General features: G+C 70.2%; 18 protein-coding genes. 3 read left to right on the top strand and 15 right to left on the bottom strand.

Annotated features, from left to right (window positions below; genetic code table 11):
- Window positions 1-65 precede the first annotated feature (65 nt).
- The 5 genes from ABAZ39_RS05060 to ABAZ39_RS05040 form a co-directional block, all read right to left on the bottom strand.
- Window positions 66-455, bottom strand: a complete 390-nt coding sequence (locus ABAZ39_RS05060) for a DUF6285 domain-containing protein (RefSeq protein WP_038527366.1) — start codon at window positions 453-455, stop codon at window positions 66-68.
- The gene (locus tag ABAZ39_RS05055) at window positions 455-1,555 is read right to left on the bottom strand and encodes a phosphotransferase family protein (RefSeq protein ID WP_051657807.1); all 1,101 of its coding nucleotides are present in this window, start codon (window positions 1,553-1,555) and stop codon (window positions 455-457) included. Before ABAZ39_RS05055 ends, ABAZ39_RS05060 begins: the two co-directional genes overlap by 1 nt.
- A 4-nt stretch (window positions 1,556-1,559) precedes the next feature.
- Window positions 1,560-2,756, bottom strand: coding sequence for an acyl-CoA dehydrogenase family protein (locus ABAZ39_RS05050; protein ID WP_038527363.1), 1,197 nt, complete (start codon window positions 2,754-2,756; stop codon window positions 1,560-1,562).
- Window positions 2,757-2,788: 32 nt separating this feature from the next.
- Window positions 2,789-3,550 (bottom strand): SDR family NAD(P)-dependent oxidoreductase, encoded by a 762-nt coding sequence (locus ABAZ39_RS05045; protein WP_038527361.1) that lies wholly within the window; start codon window positions 3,548-3,550, stop codon window positions 2,789-2,791.
- 141 nt (window positions 3,551-3,691) lie between these two features.
- Window positions 3,692-5,326 (bottom strand): acyl-CoA synthetase, encoded by a 1,635-nt coding sequence (locus tag ABAZ39_RS05040; RefSeq protein WP_038527358.1) that lies wholly within the window; start codon window positions 5,324-5,326, stop codon window positions 3,692-3,694.
- A 239-nt stretch (window positions 5,327-5,565) separates the two neighbouring features.
- Between ABAZ39_RS05040 and ABAZ39_RS05035 the strand changes: the two genes are divergently transcribed.
- Window positions 5,566-6,276, top strand: a complete 711-nt coding sequence (locus ABAZ39_RS05035; protein WP_014240588.1) for a Crp/Fnr family transcriptional regulator — start codon at window positions 5,566-5,568, stop codon at window positions 6,274-6,276.
- 132 nt (window positions 6,277-6,408) lie between these two features.
- On the opposite strand, the gene ABAZ39_RS32840 is transcribed toward ABAZ39_RS05035, so the two are convergent.
- The 3 genes from ABAZ39_RS32840 to ABAZ39_RS05020 all read right to left on the bottom strand — a co-directional run bounded on the left by ABAZ39_RS32840 (window position 6,409) and on the right by ABAZ39_RS05020 (window position 12,201).
- On the bottom strand, window positions 6,409-8,988 hold the full coding sequence (locus ABAZ39_RS32840) for an SUMF1/EgtB/PvdO family nonheme iron enzyme (RefSeq protein WP_051657805.1): 2,580 nt from the start codon (window positions 8,986-8,988) through the stop codon (window positions 6,409-6,411).
- Between the two features lie 145 nt (window positions 8,989-9,133).
- Window positions 9,134-10,945: an adenylate/guanylate cyclase domain-containing protein gene (locus tag ABAZ39_RS05025; protein WP_038527355.1), complete on the bottom strand. Its 1,812-nt coding sequence runs from the start codon at window positions 10,943-10,945 to the stop codon at window positions 9,134-9,136.
- Between the two features lie 83 nt (window positions 10,946-11,028).
- Window positions 11,029-12,201 carry a DUF4384 domain-containing protein gene (locus tag ABAZ39_RS05020; protein WP_144243460.1) on the bottom strand — a complete coding sequence of 391 codons (1,173 nt, stop codon included), beginning with the start codon at window positions 12,199-12,201 and terminating at the stop codon, window positions 11,029-11,031.
- 355 nt (window positions 12,202-12,556) lie between these two features.
- On the opposite strand from ABAZ39_RS05020, the gene ABAZ39_RS05015 reads away from it, so the two are divergent.
- Window positions 12,557-12,781 (top strand): DUF1150 family protein, encoded by a 225-nt coding sequence (locus ABAZ39_RS05015; protein WP_038527350.1) that lies wholly within the window; start codon window positions 12,557-12,559, stop codon window positions 12,779-12,781.
- Between the two features lie 161 nt (window positions 12,782-12,942).
- Here ABAZ39_RS05015 and ABAZ39_RS05010 read toward each other — a convergent pair whose 3' ends face one another.
- The 5 genes from ABAZ39_RS05010 to ABAZ39_RS04990 form a co-directional block, all read right to left on the bottom strand.
- Entirely contained in the window at window positions 12,943-13,269 is a 327-nt protein-coding gene (locus ABAZ39_RS05010) for a hypothetical protein (protein ID WP_038527347.1), read from the bottom strand.
- Between the two features lie 25 nt (window positions 13,270-13,294).
- Window positions 13,295-14,179, bottom strand: a complete 885-nt coding sequence (locus tag ABAZ39_RS32835; protein WP_051657804.1) for an OmpA family protein — start codon at window positions 14,177-14,179, stop codon at window positions 13,295-13,297.
- A 127-nt stretch (window positions 14,180-14,306) separates the two neighbouring features.
- Window positions 14,307-15,872, bottom strand: a complete 1,566-nt coding sequence (locus ABAZ39_RS05000; protein WP_038527344.1) for a DUF4384 domain-containing protein — start codon at window positions 15,870-15,872, stop codon at window positions 14,307-14,309.
- A gap of 45 nt (window positions 15,873-15,917) precedes the next feature.
- Window positions 15,918-16,496, bottom strand: coding sequence for a DUF4399 domain-containing protein (locus tag ABAZ39_RS04995; protein WP_247874814.1), 579 nt, complete (start codon window positions 16,494-16,496; stop codon window positions 15,918-15,920).
- Between the two features lie 40 nt (window positions 16,497-16,536).
- Window positions 16,537-16,986, bottom strand: a complete 450-nt coding sequence (locus ABAZ39_RS04990; RefSeq protein ID WP_103038918.1) for a DUF4399 domain-containing protein — start codon at window positions 16,984-16,986, stop codon at window positions 16,537-16,539.
- A 245-nt stretch (window positions 16,987-17,231) separates the two neighbouring features.
- Here ABAZ39_RS04990 and ABAZ39_RS04985 point away from each other — a divergent pair, with 245 nt between their 5' ends.
- Entirely contained in the window at window positions 17,232-18,698 is a 1,467-nt protein-coding gene (locus ABAZ39_RS04985) for a mechanosensitive ion channel family protein (RefSeq protein WP_247874815.1), read from the top strand.
- A gap of 1 nt (window position 18,699) precedes the next feature.
- Here ABAZ39_RS04985 and ABAZ39_RS04980 read toward each other — a convergent pair whose 3' ends face one another.
- The gene (locus tag ABAZ39_RS04980; RefSeq protein WP_038527339.1) at window positions 18,700-19,869 is read right to left on the bottom strand and encodes a DUF2336 domain-containing protein; all 1,170 of its coding nucleotides are present in this window, start codon (window positions 19,867-19,869) and stop codon (window positions 18,700-18,702) included.
- A 31-nt stretch (window positions 19,870-19,900) separates the two neighbouring features.
- Window positions 19,901-20,446, bottom strand: coding sequence for a MarR family winged helix-turn-helix transcriptional regulator (locus tag ABAZ39_RS04975; protein ID WP_038527337.1), 546 nt, complete (start codon window positions 20,444-20,446; stop codon window positions 19,901-19,903).
- Between the last annotated feature and the right edge of the window lie 86 nt (window positions 20,447-20,532).

Genomic DNA, 20,532 nt, shown 5'->3' with positions numbered 1-20,532 from the left:
ATTCCGCCTGTGAAATGGTAATGGCAACAGAGGGCGTCGAGAAGGGAAAAAACCCAGCTCCGCCCCTACCCTTGCAACAGCTTTGGGTTGGCGATGCCCAGCCGGGCCTGGACGATCTCCTCCAGGCACTCCATCAGCACGTCCTGCCCGTCGTGGTCGAAGTCGCCCGCGGCGATCTCGATGCACAGCCGGTGCTGCAGGGCCTCCACCCGCCGGCGCAGGTCGGCCCCGGACAGGCTGTCGTCGGCGTCCTCGCCGTAGAGCAGGGCCAGCGCCGCCAGCATGGCGTGACCGGCCTCGTCCGCGCCGGCCAGCTCGCGCTGCACGATGCCGAGCGCGTTGGCGATCATCAGCGCCGTGTAGCGCTGAGCCGGCGGGATGTGGGGAAGCAGGTCGGTGCGGAACGTCTCCGCGACGATGCTCAGCAATTCCTGGGCGTCGGGGCTGGTGCGCATCAGGCAACCCTCTCTTCGTCGGCATCGCCGGACGGTTCGGCACCCACCGCCGCCGGGGCGGACGCCGTCAGCCCCAGCCCATGGAGGTGGCGCAGCAAGTCCAACTCGATCTCCGGCAGCATCCGCCCGGTCAAAGCCAGCTCCAGCGACGGCTCCTCGCCGGAGGTGTGGCGGCGCCCCTGGAGAACCGCGATGGCCGCCCAGCGCATGTAGGCGGCGGTTTCCCAATAGGCGACCGCCTGCGGGTCCACCCGGCGGCCCGACGTCTCCTCGTAACCGGCGTAGAAGTCCTCCCGACCGGCCAGCCCGCCTGCCTCGCGGTCGTTACGCCCGAACCGCCAGGAGCGGGCGCAGAACCAGCCAAGATCCTCCATGGGGTCGCTGAATCCCGCGAACTCCCAATCCAGGATGGCGGTCAGGCCGCCGTCCTTCACCAGATAGTTCCCAGTGCGGTAGTCGCGGTGGCACAGCACCAGATCGCCCGGCGGCGGCGCGTGGATTTCCAGCCAGCGCAGGCCCCAGGCCAGCACGGCGTCGCGCAGCGCCAGATCGCCCAGCCAGTCGCGGTAGGCGTGGACGCAGTCGAGCGCCGGCGATGCGGCCGGCACCGGCAGATCCTCCAGCCCCGGCGTGTCCGGCCCGGCCTTGTGCAGGCGGCCCAATTGCCGGCCAAGCTCGCGGGCGAGGCCGCGCTGCGGCTGGTCGGCCTTCACCACCTTGTGCCCGGCCCCGATGCCCTCGGCGCGGCGCATGATGTAGAAATCGGCACCGAGAACCGCCGGGTCGCCGCAAGCGGCGATGGGTTCGGGCGCCGCCACCCCGGCGCCGAAGGCGGCGCGCAGCACAGCGAACTCCTGCGCCTTGGAAATGCTGGCCTTCATGCCGGACGCCGCCGCGCCGCCGGGCTGGGCGCGCAGAACGCAGGCGTGCCGCCCGGCCTGCGGCCCGCCATCGATGTCCAGAGTCACCGCGAGGTTGAGCGAGATGGCTCCCCCGCCGAGCGTGCCTTCGTCAGCCACCGACACGCGCGTCGCGCCGGTCGCCCCGGCCAGCCACGATTCCAGCCGCGGCCGGCTTTCCCCGTCGATCAGTGCGCCCATCCCATCACCCCCAGGCCCAGAAGCCGTCGCCCTCGTCCATGTAGAATCGCGCCAGGACCATCTTGTGGACCTCCGACGCCCCGTCCACCAGCCGGGCCTGCCGGGCGTAGCGGTACATCCACTCCAGCGCCGTGTCCTTCGAATAGCCCCTGGCCCCGCAGAGCTGGATGGCCGTGTCCACCGCCTTGTGCAGCGTGTCGGCGACATGGACCTTGGCCATCGACACCTCCTTGCGGGCGAAATCGCCGCGGTCGAGCTGCCACGCCGCCTTCATGACCAGCAGCCGCCCGATCTCGATCTGCATGGCGACGTCGCCCATCATCCACTGCACGCCCTCGTGCCCGGCGAGCGTGGTGCCGAAGCTCTCGCGCTCGCGCACATAGGCGGCGGCGATCTCCATGGCCCGCTTCGACAGGCCGGTCCAGCGCATGCAATGGGTCAGCCGCGCCGGGCCGAGGCGGATCTGCGTCGCCTTGAGCCCGTCGCCGATGTTCATCAGGACGTTCTCGTCGGAAACTTCCAGCCCGTCGAAACGCAGCTCGCAATGGCCGCCATGCTCCTCCGGCCCCATGATCGGGATGCGGCGGACGATCTCCCATCCGGGCTGGTCCTTGTCGAACAGGAAGGCGGTCAGCCCCTTGCGCGCGTCGTCGGAGGTGCGGGCGATCAGGATGAAATGCTGCGCCTCGCCCGCCCCGGTGATGAACCATTTGTGGCCGGAGATCACCCAGCGGTCGCCCTTGCGCTCCGCCCGGGTCTTCATCATCGAGGGGTCGGAACCGCCGCCGGGATGCGGCTCGGTCATCGCGAAGGCGGAGCACACCTTGCCGTCGACGATGGGCTGGAGCCAGCGCTCCTTCTGCGCCTCGGTCGCCACCTTGTTGAGAAGCTGCATGTTGCCATCGTCGGGGGCGGCGCAGTTGAAGCAGACCGGCCCGAAGATGGACCGGTTCATCTCCTCGTAGGCGGCGGCCATGCCGACGATTCCCAGCCCCTGCCCGCCGCGCTCCACCGGCATCTGCGGCGCCCACAGCCCGGCGGCCTTCACCTCCCCGCGCAGGCGCTCCAGCAGGGCGGGCGCGATGTTCTCGTGCGCGTCGTAGGAGGCCGGGTCCGCTTCCAGCGGCAGGATGCGCTCCTCCACGAAGGCGCGCACGCGGCGGCGGAACTCCTCGATCGGCGGGGGCAGGCTGAAATCCATCGGTTCGGGTCCTCTCCGTGGTTTTTTCTTGATTACAAGGTGCTGACCAAGTGCCCGCCGTCCACCGGCACGACCGCCCCGGTCATGTAGGCCGACGCGTCGGAGCAGAGCAGCAGCAGCGGCCCGTCGAGGTCCGCCAGCCGCCCCAGCCGCCGCTGCGGCACCCGCCGGATCAGCGCCTGCCCGGAGTCGGTCGCCAGGAAGTCTCGGTTCAGGTCGGTTTCCATGTAACCGGGGGCCAGCGCGTTGACGCGGATGCCGTAACGCGCCCACTCCAGGGCCAGCGCCTGGGTCATCTGCACCAGCCCGGCCTTCGACGCCGTGTAGGCCACGACATGGCCGGCCACCCGCAGCCCGAGGATGGAGGCGATGTTGACGATCGACCCGCCCCGCCCCTGCTCCCTCATCACGCGCGCCGTCTCCTGCGCGGTGAGAAAGGCGCCCTTCAGGTTGGTGTCGATGACGCGGTCCCACTCCTCCTCCGCGTAATCCAGCGCGGGCTTGGCGACGGTGGCCCCGGCGTTGTTGACGAGGATGTCCAGCCCGCCGAGCGCACCCGCCGCCTCGCGGACACCGGCGCGGACGGAGGCGGCGTCGGTGACGTCCAGCGGCACGGCGATGGCCTGCCCGCCCGCCGCTTCGATCTCGGCGACGGCGGCGTCCAGGCTCTCGCGCCGCCGCGCGGCCAGAGCGACGCGGGCGCCCGCCGCGGCGAGCACACCGGCGAAGTGACGGCCCAGACCGGCGGAGGCCCCGGTGACCAGGGCGGTGCGGTTGGTGAGGGAGAGGGTCATGGGGATCCTGAGTTTGTGAAGGTGGGGTTCATGCGTCGGGCCCCCTCCCTAACCCTCCCCCGCTGCGCAGGGGAGGGAACTGACTCCTCCCCCTGCGCAGCGGGGGGAGGTTGGGAGGGGGGCTCCGATGCGACCACTCCCTCACAACCCCCTCGCCTGCTCGCGCAGCACGAACTTCTGAATCTTCCCGGTCGAGGTCTTCGGCAAGGCTCCGAACACCACCGTCCGGGGCGTTTTGAAATGGGCGAGATGGTCGCGGCACCAGCCGATCACCTCGGCCTCGCTCACCTGCCCTTCCGATCCTGGCTTCAGCGTGACGAAGGCGCAGGGAGTCTCGCCCCATTTCGCATCGGGACGGGCGACGACGGCGGCCTCCATGACGTGGGGGTGCTTGTAGAGGACCTCCTCGACCTCCAGCGAGGCGATGTTCTCGCCGCCGGAGATGATGATGTCCTTGGCGCGGTCCTTGATCTCGACGTAGCGGTCGGGGTGGAGGACGGCGAGGTCGCCGGTGTGAAGCCAGCCGTCGCGCAGCGCCTCGTCGGTCGCCGTGGGGTTCTTCAGATAGCCCTTCATCACCGTGTTGCCGCGCAGCGCCAACTCGCCCAGCGTCTCGCCGTCGGCGGGCACCTCGCGGCCGGTGTCGGGGTCGAGCACGGTCTGCTCGGACATGGTGACGTTGGGCACGCCCTGGCGAGCCATCTTCACCGCCCGTTCTTCCAACGGCAGCTCCGCCCAGCTCCCCTGCCACGCGCAGCCGGTGGAGGGGCCATAGCATTCCGTCATGCCGTAGAGGTGGGTCAGACGGAAGCCCATCCGCTCCATCCCCGCGATCACCGCGCTGGGCGGCGCCGCACCGCCGGTCGCCACCTGCACCGGGTCGTGGTCGAAGCCGCGCTTCACCGCGTCCGGCGCGTGGATCAGCATAGTCAGCACGACCGGCGCGCCGCAGAGATGGGTGACCTTCTCCTCGGCGATCAGGCGGAAGATCGCCGCCGGGTCGACGGCGCGCAGGCAGACATGGGTCGCCCCGACCGCCGTCACCGCCCAGGGGTAGGTCCAGCCGTTGCAGTGGAACATGGGCAACGTCCACAGATAGACGCTGTCAGGCCGCAGCCCGAAGGTGATGACGTTGCCGAGCGCGTTCAGATGGGCGCCGCGGTGATGATACAGAACGCCCTTAGGATTCCCGGTGGTACCGGAGGTGTAGTTGAGCGCGATGGACTCCCACTCGTCCTCCGGCGTGCGCCAGAGCGTCTCGGGGTCGCCGGTCTTGAGGAAATCCTCATACTCCAGATCGCCCACCGGGTCGGCGTCCTGCGCCGCCGGGTCGTCGATCCACACCACCCGCGGCGGGGCCGCCATGTGCTCCAGCGCGGCGCGGGCCACCGCGGACAGGCCACGGTCGACCAGGAACAGGCGGCTCTCGGCGTGCTCCAGGATGAAGGCGACGGCGGGCGGGTCGAGCCGCGTGTTGATGGCGTTCAGCACCGCCCCGGCGCCGGGAATGCCGAAATGCGCCTCCAGCATCGCCGGGGTGTTGAAGGCCAGGACCGACACCACCTCCCCCGGCCGGACGCCGGCCCGGCTCACTGCGGAGGCCAGCACGCGGGCGCGGCGTTCGACCTCAGCCCAGCTCCGCCGCAACGGGCCGTAAACCACGGCGGTCTTGTCCGGATAGACCATCGCGGAGCGGCGCAGGAAGTCCAGCGGCGTCAGCGGCACATGGTTGGCCGTGCGCCTGGATAGGTCTACGGACGGAGTGGTGGCGTCCACGCTCGTCTCCTTCCCTGTTCTGCGGTCCCTGAGTCAGGGCCGGCGCCTCATACCGGGCGCCTTGCCGACGATGGTAGTCACGAACCATTGGGCAGAACAAGTTTCACCTTTGGTCGGTCCCTTCCCCTATGCCCGCAAGAACGTGGCAGGGACGGGCGAGCGCGTTACCGCCTCTGGCGCCGCGGTTGCAGGCCGTCCGCCCGCTACACTGTCCGGCATCGAGCCGTATGGGGGCGACCATGACGACGGTGCGGATCGCGTTCGACAAGGAACTGGTGCTGTCCGGGCATTTCCTGCTGAAGCATCTGGAGAAGCCGGAACTGCAACGCCTCGCCGCCAGCGCCCGGCTGGCCTATTTCCGGCCCGGTGCGGTCATTTTCCAGAAGGGCGACCCCGGCGACAGCATGATGGCGGTCATCCGCGGGCGGGTGAAGATCTGCTCCCACTCCACCGACGGCAAGGAGCTGGTGCTGAACATCATCAACAAGGGCGGCCTGTTCGGCGAGATCGCCCTGCTCGACGGCGAGCCGCGGACCGCCGACGCCGTGGCGCTTGAGGAGACCGACCTGCTGGTGCTCGACCGCTCGAAGTTCGTGCCGCTGCTCAACGAGCGCCCGGCGGTGGCGCTCCAGCTCATCACGGTGCTGTGCAAGCGCCTGCGCCAGACCAGCGAGCATCTGGAGGACACGCTGTTCCTGGAGGCATCGTCGCGCTTCGCCCGCGCGCTGATGCGGCTGGCCGACGTGTTCGGCAAACCGGCGCCGGGCGGGCTGAAGCTGGACATCAAGCTGTCGCAGCAGCAGCTCGGCTGTCTGGTGGGCGTCTCGCGGGAGAGCATCAACAAGCTGCTCGGCGAATGGCAGCGCAACGGCGTGATCGCTGTGGAATCCGGGCGGATCACCCTGCTCGACCGCGACGCGCTGGAGGAGATTGCCGAGGCGAATGGGTAGGGTGTCGCGTCGGGCCCCCACCCCACCCCTCCCCCGCTTTGCGGGAGAGGGTGCCTTCTGCGAAGCGTCATCCGTCCCCTCCACCTCGGAGAGGGAGAGGTTAGGGAGGGGGCCCGACGCAACCACTCCCCCTCAATTTAACTCCCGCAGCACCCTCATCCCGTTGTTCAGATACCGCACGTCGGGATCGTAGAACAGCCGCGCCGTGTCGGTGATGTCAGCCAAGCCGCCCCGCCACGACCCGCCGCGCAACACGCGCTCACGACAGTTGGTGGAGGTCCAGGCGCTGCCGTCCGTCGGCGCGCCCGCATAGTCGGCGTGCCAGCAGTCGGCAACCCACTCCGCCACGCCGCCGTTCATGTCGTGCAGGCCGAAGGGATTCGGCTTGTAGCTGCCAACCGAGGCCGGGGTGAGCCGCTCCTGCGCGCCGCCGCAGTCCTTGCAGTTGGCGAGCGTGCCGGTCTGCCCGTCCCACCAATAGCGGCCCGTCGTACCGCCGCGCGCCGCGTATTCCCATTCCGCTTCAGACGGCAGGCGGTAGCGCTGGCCGGTCTTCTGACTCAGCCACTTCGCGTAGGCTTGGGCCTCCAGCCAGGAGATGTTGTGGATCGGGGTGCTGTCGGTGGGCTTGGTCATGCGCGGCATGCCGCCGGTGCAGCCGCCACCCTCCACGCAGGCGCGCCACTCGGCCACCGTCACCTCGTAGGCACCGAGCGCGAAGGGTTTGGCGATGGTCACCCTGTGCACCGGACGTTCGGAGCGGTCGCTCTGGTCGCTGCCCATGGAGAAGCTGCCGGGCGCGATGCGCACCATCACCGGACAGTCCGGGCAATCCTGGAAGCTAGCCGACTTGCTGTGGTTGCGCACCGCGCTGTTGCCGTTGGTGGCCAGGGGTGCTGCCGCCACCTGCTCGGGCGCTGACACTGGCGCCGGCTGCGGTGGTGCCGGCGGGGGCGGTGCCGCCGCCTCGACGACTGGGGCCGGGGTTGGGGCCGGGACCGGAGAAGGCACCGATTTCGGCGGCGGCGCTTGAGGCGCCGACGCGACCTCCGGCGGCTTGGCGGCGGGGGTGAGCGCGCCCAGCTTCTCACGCGCCGGCTTGGCGTAGGCGCCACTGCCGAACAGCCGCAGGAAGGCTTCGAAGTCGGCGGGCTCGCGGCTGCCCTTGACCATCTGCCACAGCGATTCCTCAAGCGCCGGCGCGGCCGGAGCGGTACCCGGCGGAGCGATCTCCAGCGTCACCGTGCCGATGGCCTTGCCGCCCTTGCCGTCCTCCACCTGATAGGTGAAGGCGCCGGCGGCCCCTGCCCGCTCCTGCTCCGGGTCGAAGGTCAGCCGCGTCAACCCCTCGGCCGGCAGGCGGTCGCCGGGGCGGATCAGGGTGGCGCCGTCCCGCACCTTGCCGCGGTCGGGCACGGCGGTAACGGTGACGGTCAGCGGGTCGCCGTCGGGGTCCACCGGCGCCTCGATGGTCAGGAGATTCGGCAGGGCACGGACAGTGCGCGCCCCGGCGACGATCGGCGGGCGGTTGCTGGGCTTGATGGCGATCGCCACCCCGCCCCGCACCACGCCACCCCGCCCGTCCATGATCGCGAAGTCAAACCGCCCGGCGTCCCCCACCATCGTCGCGTCCGGCTTGAAGCTGGTGGCGGCGAGTTGCTCCACGGTCAGATAGTCGCCGATCAGCACGGTGCGGTCGCCGATGCGCACGCTGCCGCCGCGCGGCAGGCCGGATATCTGGGCGAAGAGCTGGTCGTCGTCGGGATCGGTCGGGCGCCCGATGCGCAGCGGCTCGGCGTCGGCGCGGTCGGACAGCTCCAGCGGGCGGATTTCGCCGAGCACCGGCGGGCGGTTCGGCGGGCGCGGGTTGAAGTAGAAGGGCGCCGCCCCCAGCGAGCCGAAAATGTAGGGCTCCTGCCGCCCGTTGGTCGCCTGCCGCACGGTGTCGCGCACGTTGCGGAAGAACAGGCTCAGCTCCAGCCCCGGCGTCTGGAGGTGCTGGAGCAGCGCGTCTGTGTAGGGGCTGTGGTCGCTCTGCCCGTCCTCGGCCAGTTGGTCGGCGCGGGTCGCCATGGCGACCAGCGTGTCGCTGGGCGTGTCGTCGACGCGGGCGAAGCCGTAATTGACCTGGATGCGGTTCTGCCCGGCCTGCTTCAGCCGGTCGACGAAGGGGTTGTTGCGGCAGGAGTCGAGCATCAGGATGCCCAGCTTGCGCGCCTGCGACAGCTCGCCCAGCATCAGGTTCAGCGGCATCGCCTCGTAGACGAGGTCGCGCTCACGCTCCAGCTTGGCGTCCGCCGGGACGATGTAGTTGTTGCCGCCCACTTGGATGCCGTGCCCGGCGTAGAAGATCACCGCCACGTCGGCCTGCGAGGCGCGGATGCCGAAATCGCGCAGAGCCCGCTCGAAGCCGCGGTTGTCCATGTCGAACTTCTCGTCCACGTCGAACTGCAGCTTGCGCAGGGCCTCGGCGATGGCCTTGGCGTCGTTCACCGGGTTCTGGAGTTCGGGGGCGAACTCGTACTTGCCGATGCCGACGACCAGCGCGATGCGCTTCTCCGGGGACTGGGAGGCCTGGGCTGCAGATTGAGGGGGAGCGGATTGGGCGGCCGCGCCCGGCGCCCACCCAAAGAGGCCAAGCAACAGCAGGACGAGGCCGAGCGACCAGAGGTCCCTGCCCAAACGATGCTGCGTCGAGGGTCCGTCGAACATCGGCCGGCTCCATGGTGGGAAGGCGGTTGCGCACCCCATACCCGGCACCTGTCGGCATAAAATTGCCAATTAGCCGATGTTAATATTTCGATTCCTGCGCACCAAGCGTTCATTCAGCCTAATCCCGAATACGGAGAAGGCCCGCTCACTCCCCGGCCTCCGCCGCGGGCCGCGCCTCCTCCCCCTCCCGGTCGAGGACCAGCCAGGCGCGGACCGCCTTGCGCTTGCCCTTCAGTGCCATCTCGCCCACCGGCAGTCCGGCCACCGTGCCCTGCACCGCCGTCCAGGTCGGCTCCCCGATGACGATCCGGCAATGGGGGGAGGAGCGCATGTCCACCGTCTTGCCCAACGCCTCCAGCCGGGCCGCCGTGTTGGCGGTGTCGCCGAGCAGCGAATACTCCATGTGCCGCAAGCCGCCCAGGCTGCCCGCCACCAGCGGACCGGTGTGGATGCCGACGCGGATGCCGATGGCCGGCAGCCCCTCCGCCTGCCAGCGCTTGTTCAACTCCCGAAGCTCCCGCCCCATCTGGACGGCGCAGCGCACGGCGCGTTCGGCGTCAGCGTCAATCTCGGCCTGGGTGGTGCGGGCGACGGGAGCGCCGAAGACCGCCAGGATGGCGTCGCCGATGAAGCGCAGAACGATCCCGTCATGCGCCGCCACCACCCGCACCATGGCGTCGAGATAGCCCTCCAGCCAGAGGATCAGCGGCTCCGGCTCCAGCGCCTCGCAGACCGTGGTGAAGCCCTCGATGTCGGAGAAGAAGACGGTGGCGGTCAGCTCCTGCGGGCGGGGGCGCCCGCCGGCCAGGAAGGTCGCGCGCTCCCGCCAGATCTCGTCGGCGACGGGCTGGGAGACGTGGTTGGCAAACAGCTGCATCAGGCTGCGGCGGTCGGCGCGCTCCTTCAGCGACAGATGCGCCGTCATCACCGCGATGCCGCCCAGCCACGCCGCCGAGGGCGCCATCATCGCCACCAGCGGCCCGCCCTGGGCGAACAGCGCCAGCGCCGCCGCCCATAGGGCCAGCAGCCCGAGCAGGCTCGCCGGCACCAGCAGCCACACCGGCCAGCCCGCTGCCGCCAGCGCCACCCCCGCGGCGCTCAACGCCAGCACCAGCGCGACCATCCAGCCATCGGACAGGTCGCGGCTGGTCCGCCCGTCGAGGATCTGGGCCAGCGCGTGGGCCTGGATCTCCACCCCCGGCGTGGACAGGCCGGCGACCGACAGCGGCGTGCGGTGCTGGTCCACCCCGACCAGGACGGTGCCGACCACGGCGATCCGCCCGGCCAGCCAGCCGCGCGGCAGCATTCCCACCATGTCCGCCGGATAGGTCGGGAAGGGCGGCGCGTCCGGCGACGGGCGGGCGTGCCAGTCGATGCGGAAGGGCTCCGCCGGGACCTCCCCCCCGGCCGCCCCTCCGGCAAGCTGGGCCATCCGCGCCGGGAAGCTGGGCAGCCCGTCCGGCCCGCGCGGCACGTGCCAGCGCACCGTGCCGTCGAGCCGGTCCTTGGCGAGGTTGGCGTGGCCGTGCGGGATGCCGTCGAGGAAGCGCCCGAGGTAGCGCCGCTGCTCCTCGGTCAGCGGCGTGTCGCCGAGCGCGGTGATGGCGACCACCGGCACCGTGGCGCGTTGCATGCGCTGGCGCAGCCGCTCGTCGAGCGCCGGCAGGGTCGGCTGGTCGAACAGGATGTCCAGCCCGATCGCCCGCACCCCCGCCGCCTCCAGCGTCCCCACCAGATCGGCGAGGAAACCGCGGTCCACCGGTGACCGGCAGGCCAGCGTGGCGAACAGGTCCTCCCCCAGCGTGACCAGCACGATGCCGGGATGCTGCGGCGCGGGCGGCGTGAAGTAGGCGATGGCGAGGTCGCGGAAGCTCTCGTCGGCGGAGCGCAGGGGAGGCACCAGCCGGGTCAGCCCCAGCGCCGCCGCCGACACGCCGACCACCGCGGCCAAGCCCACCAGCCCTCTGGCCAGTCCTTTGGCGAGCCACGGGGCTTTTGCCCAGCTTGGCCTGCCCCCCGATGTCCCCAACGGCGGCGCCCTCACTCCACGCGCAGGATCACCTGCGCCATCACCAGTTCGGTCTGCTTCAGCGAGGCGAGCGTCCGCTCCAGCCGGGCCGCCGCCTCGTCGGACAGGGGCCGGAAGGCGTCCTGCCGCCCCGGCAGGTCGGCGCCGAGATCGCGCCCGGCGGCGAAGCAGCGCACCTCCTGGTCGGCGGACAGGCTCCCCGACCGCTCCGCCGCGCGCAGCGGCACCGGCATGCGGTCGCCGGCCAGCGTCAATGTGTGGTGCCCCTCCACCAGCGAACTGGCCGACGGCCCCGGCGGGTAGATCGGCGTCAGCTGGCCGCGCGTGTTGCGCAGATAGCAGTAGAGATGCGCGTCCCGGTTCGTCTGGAGCACCAGCGTCACCGCCTCCCCGGACCGGTAGGTCGGGTAGAGGCCGCGGTCGGTGGCGAGATAGAGATTCAGCGGCGCCACGCTGTCCCGCACCGGGTCGAGCAGAGCCGCTGCCTGGGTGGCGCAGCCGGCACCAGCCAGCCGGACAGCCAGCTCAGCACCCTGCACCTCGGCACTGACCACGCGCAGCGTCACGCTGTGGCGCACCCGCCCATCTGGCCCGGCAACGGAGACGGCGGTTCCGTCCGTCATTGGAAGCTCGCGCGGCCAGGGCATCGTCGCTCCCTTGTCCCAGCGCAGCGTGGCGGTGGCGCCGCGGTTTTCCGCGCGCAGGGTGGCCGGGATCAGCGCCGGGTCGGCGGGCTTGCGCAGCAGCACCGTGCCGCCGGACTTCACGCATTGGGTTCCGGGGCGGCCGGGGTCGAGGGTGAAGACCTGCTCCTCCCCCTTCTGCATCGGGGTTCCGACCGCGCGGGCAGCACCCAGGTCGGTTTGGAAGAAGCGCTCCCCACCGACGAGGCTGCCGACTCCGCCCCAACCCGAAGCATCGGGCATGCGGTCGAGCGACCCGTCAAACGGCCCCTTGATCCGCAGCATGCGTCCGTTGGCGAACAGGAACATGGCGTTGGCGCCGTCCGGCACGGTGACCGCCGCGCCGTCGGGGACCAGTTGCCCCTGGGCGTAGCCGGGGGCGGTGGAGGCGACGACCACCGCCTGCTCCGCCGCCGCGCGGCCGGCGGTGACGCCGACCGCTCCGACGGCGGCCAGTGTCAGGGCCGCCGCCACGAGTCCGCTCAGGGTCCTGTGCGCCATGCTGGCCTCCACCGGCGGGGATCGCGGAATCATTGGCGTTTCCCGGACGCCTGTCCAGGCGGCGAAGGGGGAAGGACGGGGCTGCGGACCCGGCCCAAAGAAGGGCGGACGCCGTGAACGGACGGGCATGGTCGGACCTCCGAAATGATGCGCGCCGGCCAATTTGCCGGCCCGTCGAGGCTAGACGGCGGAAGACGGCGGCCGCTGTGAGGCGCGGCACAAAGTTGCGCAGGAGTTGGCCCCCTCCGACGTACTGAGTGTGGCGGGCTCCACAGCGCGGCCCGGTCCAGCCCCCTAGAGTGCCGGGCAGGACCGGCGCCCCGTTGGTCCGCTCCAGCGCCCGAGGAGACCAACCATGACCAACCGCCGCACCAAAGCCGACGCCACCGAGGGCTTCGACGACCGCTTCGCCCGTCATGGAATCCTGGAGGTCGCCTATCTGCGGTCGGTGGAGATCGACGGACTGCACGCCTACGCCGTGTACGCCGCGAACGGCACCTGCCTGTGGCTGGACACCGACCGCGCGTCGGCGGGGGCGACGCTTCAGGAGCATGGGATGGAGCTGGTCAGCGTGCATTGAGAGCGGAGGTGATGGGGGCATTGCCCCCACCCTCCCCACTTCGTGGGTCCCCTCCCTCCCCCGCTTCGCAAGGGAGGGATTTTTCGTGTCAGCAACAACGATTCCCTCCCTCGCCGAAGGACGGGGGAGGGGTCGAGGGAGGGGGGCGGAAGGCACTCAACTCATTCCTTCGGGCTCAACAGACACGACGTCCGGTTCCGCGTCACGATGGCGAGGCTGTTCTCCGGCTCGCCCGCCCGGCGGAAACGCAACGAATTCAACTGGCTGGCGACGCTGAGCGACAACACGTTCAAATCCGTCTCGTCGATGATCTTCTCGCCGTCCTGCCAGCACTGGATGCGCACGCGGCCCTTGGGAACTCCGACGTCGATACCACCGGGCTGCACGCCCGGGTCGCTGCTCTTCTTGCGGACCACCGTCGCGTCGGCGGCGCCCCCGACGAGGGGGAGCGCCGCGATCGCCACCAGGAGAAGGAGTTTTCGGACCATGGCGCGCGTCCCCCTTCCCTCTCGATCACTGGATGGGCCGGAACTCGACGCGCCGGTTGCGGCTGTCGGTCGGGTCGGGGGTCAGCGGCTGGCTCTTGCCCAGGCCGGCGATGGCGATGCGCTGCGGCTCGATGTGGTGGACGCGGACCAGATACTCGCCCACCGACACGGCCCGGCGCTCGGAGAGGGCGAGGTTGTATTGCTCGCTTCCCACGGCGTCGGTGTGCCCTTCGATGACGAGGCGGAGCTGCGGGTCCTGCGACATCAGCCCACCGACCGCATCGACGTAGGAATAGAACTCCTTCGGGACATCGGCGGAGTTGAAGGCGAAGTTGATGCGGAAGCCGAAGCCGTTGGTCGGGCGGGTCTCCGCCGGGGTTTCCGGCGCGGAGAGGGTGGCCGGCTGCACGCCGTTGGAGCGGCGCGGCGCGGCCGGCGGCGGGGCGACGGGCGGGGCCGCGGCCTCCTGCACGGGCGCGCGCTTGGGCTTGGGCTGAGGCGCCGGCTCCGGCTGCGCCACGGGTGCGGTCGGTTGACTGTAGCTCGGCTGGCTGTAGCCCGGCTGCGGGGTCGCCTGCTGTTGAGCGGGCGCGCCGTAGTTCACGCTGTCGGTCGGACGCGGGCGGTTGGCGCTGTTCATGCCGCCGCCGATGATCTCGATGCTGCGGGTGCGAATCTTCGGCTGTTCGCTGCCGTCCGTCGGCGCCGGGCCGGGCTTCACCGCCTCGCGCAGCTCGTCCACGGTCGGCGGGCGCTCGAACATCATGACCCGATTGCCACCGGAGCCCTCGACGGTCTGTGCCCGCGCCGGGACGGCCATGCAGGCCAGGGCGATCATCGGCAGGGCCAGAGCGGGAAGCGCCACGCCGTTCAGCCGTCGGGCGATGATCTTGGAGGTCGGTCGCGGCATCGCTGGTCTCCCATGATTCGGCGCCATGATCTGGCGTGGTGTTCTGCTGCCCCCTTCTCTACCCTCATCCCCCGCCCCCGCGCTGTGAGCCGGCCCACAACTCCCCGCTCTTACCGCTGCCCCGACCCTATCGTTGAGCCGACACGGCGGGCAGAACCTGCACGGCCATCTGCCGGCTGCGCACGTTGGTCCCCTGGATGCTGCCATAAGCGCCCACCACGTCGGCCAGCGTTGCGCCGGGGATGGGTTGAAGGTCCTCGGTCTTGTAGCGGTCGGCGATGCGCGTCCCGAGTTCGTCGGGGGAGACGATGCAGGCGATGGTCTCGGAGGCGCCGGGGCGGTCCATGCGCAGGTTGAAGGGCTTCTGCGCTCCCGGCGGGACTTCCACCTGCTGGTTGGCCTGGACGAAGCTGTCGGGCTGGAAGCGGTTGGGGAAGATGCGGGCCACCGACCCTGCGGCGTCCTGGTAGTAGCAGTAGACGAAGCCGTTGGCCGTCGGCTGCACCTTGACCACCAGCGCCTCCCCGGCGCGGTAGCGCGGCTGCGGCCCGCGGTCAGAACTGAGGACCAGATCGGGCGCCGCTCCGGCCGGCGCCGGAGTGGCGCGCGGCAACCCCTCCCCGCCCGCGTTCGACACCGATTGCAGGCGCGGCGCCCCCGGCCCCTTTTGCCCGCTGGGCTGGGCGAGCATGCGCTGGTAGAGGTCGAAGTCGATGCGCCCCGTGGCGATCAGGTCGTTGTCCGCCTGATAGCGGGAAATCGCGTCGCGGGTGCGCTCGTCGAGCTGGCCGCTGTCCGATCCGTCGTAATAGCCCTCGGCCAGCAGGACGCGCTGGACGTAGGCGACGCGCTGTGACGGTGCCATGCTGTCGAACCAGTCGCGCGCCTGCCCCGCGAAGGCCGGGTTGGTCTGGTCGATGCCGAGACACTGCCAGTAGGGGGTGCGGGTCATCTTGCCCAGCACCTCGATCGTGCTGAGTTCGATCAACGTGCGCACCGCCTGATGCAGCCCCTCGGACTTGTTGAGCGAGACGTTGAAGGACAGGCCGGCCTTGCCGATCACCGCCCCGGCGTCCGCCCCCTTGCCCGACGAGATGATGGCGAGCGAGTTGCTGGCCGACAGGCCGGGGATGATCTGGCGCGTCGCCAGTTCCCCGATGTTCAGGTCGACCGAGATCACCGACATCACCTGATCGGCGGAGATGCCCAGGTCGAAGGTCGGCAGCGAGATGCCGGCGCTGGCCGCCTCGCTCACCACATTGTCGTCGAGTTGGGTGATGGCGCCGCGCACGTAGTAGGACGGCGCACGGAAGTTGGGCTGCACCCCGATCATCCAGTAGAGCGCGTTCACGTCGTCCAGCGTCGGTTCGAAATCGACGAAGCGGAAGGCGTTCGACCGCTCCGACATGCGCGACACGGCGGTGATCAGCATCTCCTTGGTGCCGCCGGCCACCCGGCCCGTGGCGTCGGGAATGCCGTTGGAGGTGATGAAGATGTCGCGCTTGCCATGGTTCCACATCAGCGTGTCCATGCAGCGCAGCGCCTCGCTGAAGTTGGACACCGTGCGCACGGGCGGGGTCTTCGGCTTCTGGACCACGGTTGCCTGTTCGCCCGAGGTCACGCAGGCTCCGAGAAGCAGGAGCGCCGCGACAGCCGCCACCCTCGCGAAACCGGTGCGCCGGACAATTCCCATGGCCTCACTCCCTGGACGTTTACCCGGCTGGATCAGCGGGCCAGATCAACGCACTGACACGCGCGTGCTGTCGCCGCCCGGACGCACGGTGATGGTGATCTTCTTGGACAGGATCGGCGGGTCGTGCGGGATGTGCTCGGCGTCGCCCATCAGAAGCTGGAGCGTGTGCCGCCCCGGCGGCAGCTCCAGGTAGGTTTCCGTCTGGCCCTTGCCGAAATGGATGTAGTTGCGGTTGTTGGGGATCGGCTCGTCCATCGGCGGCAGGTCGGTGTCCACCAGCAGGTGATGGTGGCCGGTGTTGTCCTTTCGCACGCCCGCCGGCGCCACGCCGAAGTTGCGCAGGCCGAACCACACCTTGAAGCGGCCCCTCACCGCCTCGCCGTCGTTGGGCCAGCCGATGTAGATATAGGCGTCCTTCGGCGCCGCCGTCCGTCCGGACTTCGCGGCGTCGGGGGTGGAGGGCGTGCTTTCATGCTCGTGCCCCGGGCTGGCCGGCTGCGGCGTGTTGGTGGTGTCGGACAGCGGCTTGTCGAGCGGGTCGGCCTCCGGCGATGATTGCGCGGCCAGCGGCCCGGCGGCGAGCAGGACGGCCAGAAGGACCGGGACGGCGGCGGTGCGCATCATGACTTCCTCCCTGTCGCGCTCCCGTTGAGGGACGATGCCCTTAAGGGACGATGATGGTGACCTTCTGCGACATGATCGGCGGGTCGTGCGGGATATGATCCGCGTCGCCCAGGATCATCTGGAGCGTGTGCCGGCCCGGCGGCAGCTCCAGCCGCACCTCCGTCTGGCCGCCGCCGAAATGCAGCGACTGCTTGGTGTTCGGGATCGGCTCGTCGTAGGTGGCGAGATCGGAGTCCACCAGCAGATGGTGGTGCCCGGTGTCCTCCTTGCGGATGCCGGCCGGGGCGATGCCCATATTCTGCAAGCCCATGCGGACCCACAGCTTTCCGCCGGAGATGGTGGTGCCGTTGGACGGCCACATGATGTAGGCGCGCGCCCCTTCCGGCGCCTTCACCCGTCCATTCGCGCTTTGAGCGTTCGCACTTTGGGCCGACGCCACGCCCGGCAACAGGAGCAGCGCGGCCGCCACGATCATGGCGGCATGAGGCATGGGCACCTCGCTCTTCTGGCTCTTCTCTTTGGGAGTTTCAATCTTATGCTTGGTGGGCGGACAATGTTCGCGGTTTTTCGGGCCTCATCCTTTCTCTCCCCACCCTCCGAATATTAAGGAACGAAAGTGATCCCCGACCACCCCACTTTGCGCGAAGACCGGGGCCGCTTCGCCTATTCCTATTTTGGGCTTGACGGTTCCGCCTGCGGTGCGAAGGTCACGGGGCAGGAGGTTGCCGGTCCCGCATGCCCGATTCATCCCGCCTCGCCCCGCTTCCCGTCGGTCCCACCGGCGCGCCGCCGCGCCTCGGTTTCCGCCACCTTCTGGCCCCGGCGCTGCTGACCCTCGGGGCGGCCGGCCTGGCGGGCCAGCGCCCCTGGCTGTCCGGTCACATCGCCCCGGTCGCTGGCGTCATGGTGGCGGACGCGCTGGTCTCGCTGCTCGCCGCGGTGGCGTGGCTGGGAGCGGCATGGCTGGGATCGCGGGTCATCGACCTCGTGGTGGCGCGCAACGCCCGCGCCACGCCGATGCCGCGCCTGCTGACCGATCTGCTGCGCGCCCTGCTCTACGGCTTGGCAGTTCTCGGCATCCTGGCCTTCGTGCTGGGGCAGCCGGTGACCGGGCTGGTCGCCACCTCCGGCGTGGTGATCGCGGTGCTGGGCTTCGCGCTGCGCAACATGATCGCCGACATCTTCTCCGGCATCGCTCTGAACGTCGAGCATCCCTACCGCATCGGCGACTGGGTGGAGCTGACCCCCGGCGTCACCGGGCGGGTGGACGAGATCAACTGGCGGGCCACCCGGCTGGTCACGCTGGACGGCACGGCGCTGGTGGTGCCGAACGGGCTGGCAGCGGGCAACCGCATCACCAACTACAGCCAGCCCGGCAGCGGCTTCCGTGCCGGGGTTCCGGTGACCCTCGACGCCGAGGTGCCGGTGGCCCGCGCCAAGCGGATCATCCTGTCGGCCATCGTCTGCTGCGACGCCGTTCCCACCGAGCCGCGGCCCGACGTGATGGTGGACTCGATCACGCTGAACGGCGTCACCTATCAGGCAAGATTCTGGGTGGCGGACTATTCCCGGCTGGCCGCGACCCGCGACGCCGTGGCGACCACCATCCTGGAGCATCTGGCCCGCGCCGGGCTGGAGCCGGCCAGCCCCAAGCAGGAGATGCGCCGCCGCAGCAACCGCCCGCCGCCCTGTTCGGCGCTGGGGCTGGGGCGGGACCTGCTGTCCCATGTGGACCTGTTCGCCGCCTTCCGCCCTGAGGAGATCGATGAGCTGGCCTCCGGCATGCATCTGCGCCACGTCGCCGCCGGGGAAGCGGTGGTGCGCCAGGACGAGACCGGGACCTCCCTCTTCCTGGTGGCCGAGGGCGCGCTGGACGTGCGCGGGGCCTTCGGAGGGCGGACGCTCCTGCTCGACCACATGGGGCCGGGCGATGTGTTCGGGGAAATGTCGCTGCTGACCGGCCAGCCGCGCAGCGCGTCGGTGATTGCCAACACCGACGCCGTGGTCTACGAGCTGGACAAGGAGGCGCTCGACCCCGTCCTGCGCCGCCGTCCGGAGCTGGCCGCCCGGCTGGCCGACCTGATGGGCCTGCGCCAGCGCCGCAACGATGCCCACCGCCGGGCCACCGCCACCGCCGCCGTGACCCAGACGGCGACCGAGCATGACCTGCTGGCCCGGCTGAAGACGTTCTTCAGTTTGTGAGTCAGTTGCTCAACGGAGAGAAGGGCATCCCCGCCTGCTCCAGCGCCTTCTCGATCACCTCCGCCGAGGTCTGGTCGAACAGTTGCAGCAGCAGGTCGTCGATCTCGCGGTCCTGGCTGTTGCCGCAGGCGTCGAACAGGGTGGCGATGGCCTCCGTCTGGAAACGCTCGCGCCCCTCGTCGCCGCCCCGGTAGTCCAGTGCCTTCGCCACCGCGATGGCGACGCGGAAGGGCTTCAGCAGGGTGAAGGACAGGCCCGCCTTGGCGAACAGCCCCTTCAGCGCGTGCGGCCCGCCGTCCCAGGCGAGCTGACGGGCGTTCTCCGGCGGCAGGTTGGCGCGCACCGCCATACCGGCGTCGAACAGCGCGATCTCCCCGGCGCACAGCGCGCGGAAGAGCAGCGGCGCCGACAGCCGCCCGCGGATCAGCAGATGCCGGGCGAGAAGCTCCACGTCCGCCTCGCGCGGGGTCAGCGGCTTCAGCAGGAGCAGGGTCACCGCCTCCCGCGCCCGCTCGACCAGGATGCCGATCAGGCGGGGGTTCAGCCGGTGGGTGCGGATCAGCCGGTTGCGGATCTCCTCCGACACGAAGAGGATCAGTTTCTCCACCACCGCCGCCGACAGGTCGGGCCGCGCCGCCATGGCCTCGTTCACCGTGGCGACGCCACCCCAGCGGTCGAGCACGCTGTGCAGGGACGGTTCCGGGATGACGGCGCCCCGGTTGCGCAGAAGCTCGGTGATGACGATGACGTTGCCGTTGCGCACCAGCGCGTCGGACACCACGGGCGAGACGGAGCGGCGCCCGGCGATGGCAAGCTCCTTCGCCGGACGCCGTTCGCGCAGGATGTCCAGGAGCAAGCCTTCGCTCAGCTTTTCCGCGTGGCGCAGGATGGGAAAGGCCACCCGGTCCACGTCGCGGGCCAGCTTCTCCGCCAGCCCCTCCGTCAGCAGGGAGGAGTTGTGGATCTGCCACGCCACCGCCTCGCGCACGGCGGTCACCGCATCGGCGGCGAAGCGTTGCAGGATGTCCATGGCCAGCGCCCGTTCCGCCTCGGCGAGGTCCCCCGCCTCCAGGTCGCGCACCAGATGGGTCATGGTGTCGATGCGCGCCTGGGCGTCGGGTGCGGCCAGCAGGCGTTCGACATCCTTCTGGCTCAGGGACCGCTGTGACATGCGCTGGGTCTTCCGGAACGGACGCTCGGGATCAGTACTCCGGCGTATCGTAGCGGATCAGATCGCTCCACGCCCGCTCCAATCGGCGCAACGTGCGGTAAGTCGTCTCCAGATCGGCGGCTTCCTCGTCGGTACGGATCAGCGCCTCGCCCCGCACGGCCTCCAGCCCGCGCAGCGCCTCGCACAGCTTCAGGCCGCGCTCCGACAGGCGGAGCCGCGCCGTGCGTCGGTCGCGCTGCGAGGCGGAGCGGTCGACATAGCCCGCCTCCACCAGATGCTTCAGGTTGTAGGAGGCGTTGGAGCCGAGATAGTAGCCGCGCTCCAGCAAATCGCGCACCGACAGCTCCTCGCCGCCGATGTTGATCAGCATAAGGGCTTGGCCGGGGCTGAGGTCGTCGATCCCGATCCGCGCCAGCTCCATCCGCAGCACGTCCAGGAAACGCCGGGTCATGCTCTCGATGATGCGGCCGAGGTCGGTGTAGACGGCGGGCAGGGACGCGCCCACCGAGGCGGCGCTGTCCGGCGTGGCTCTCTCCGGCACGGCTGGGGTCGGCTGCTGCTTGGCGGCGGCGCTCATCGCGATACTCCCGCTTTGGAAAAAACCATCATGGTATGGCGTCGATCCAATTCCGAACGGTGGACGGTTTACCCGTCCTTCTGTCG

The sequence above is a fragment of the Azospirillum argentinense genome, from assembly GCF_000632475.1.
GTDB classification, from domain to species: Bacteria; Pseudomonadota; Alphaproteobacteria; order Azospirillales; family Azospirillaceae; genus Azospirillum; species Azospirillum baldaniorum.
This window is presented reverse-complemented; position numbering and strand designations above follow the sequence as displayed.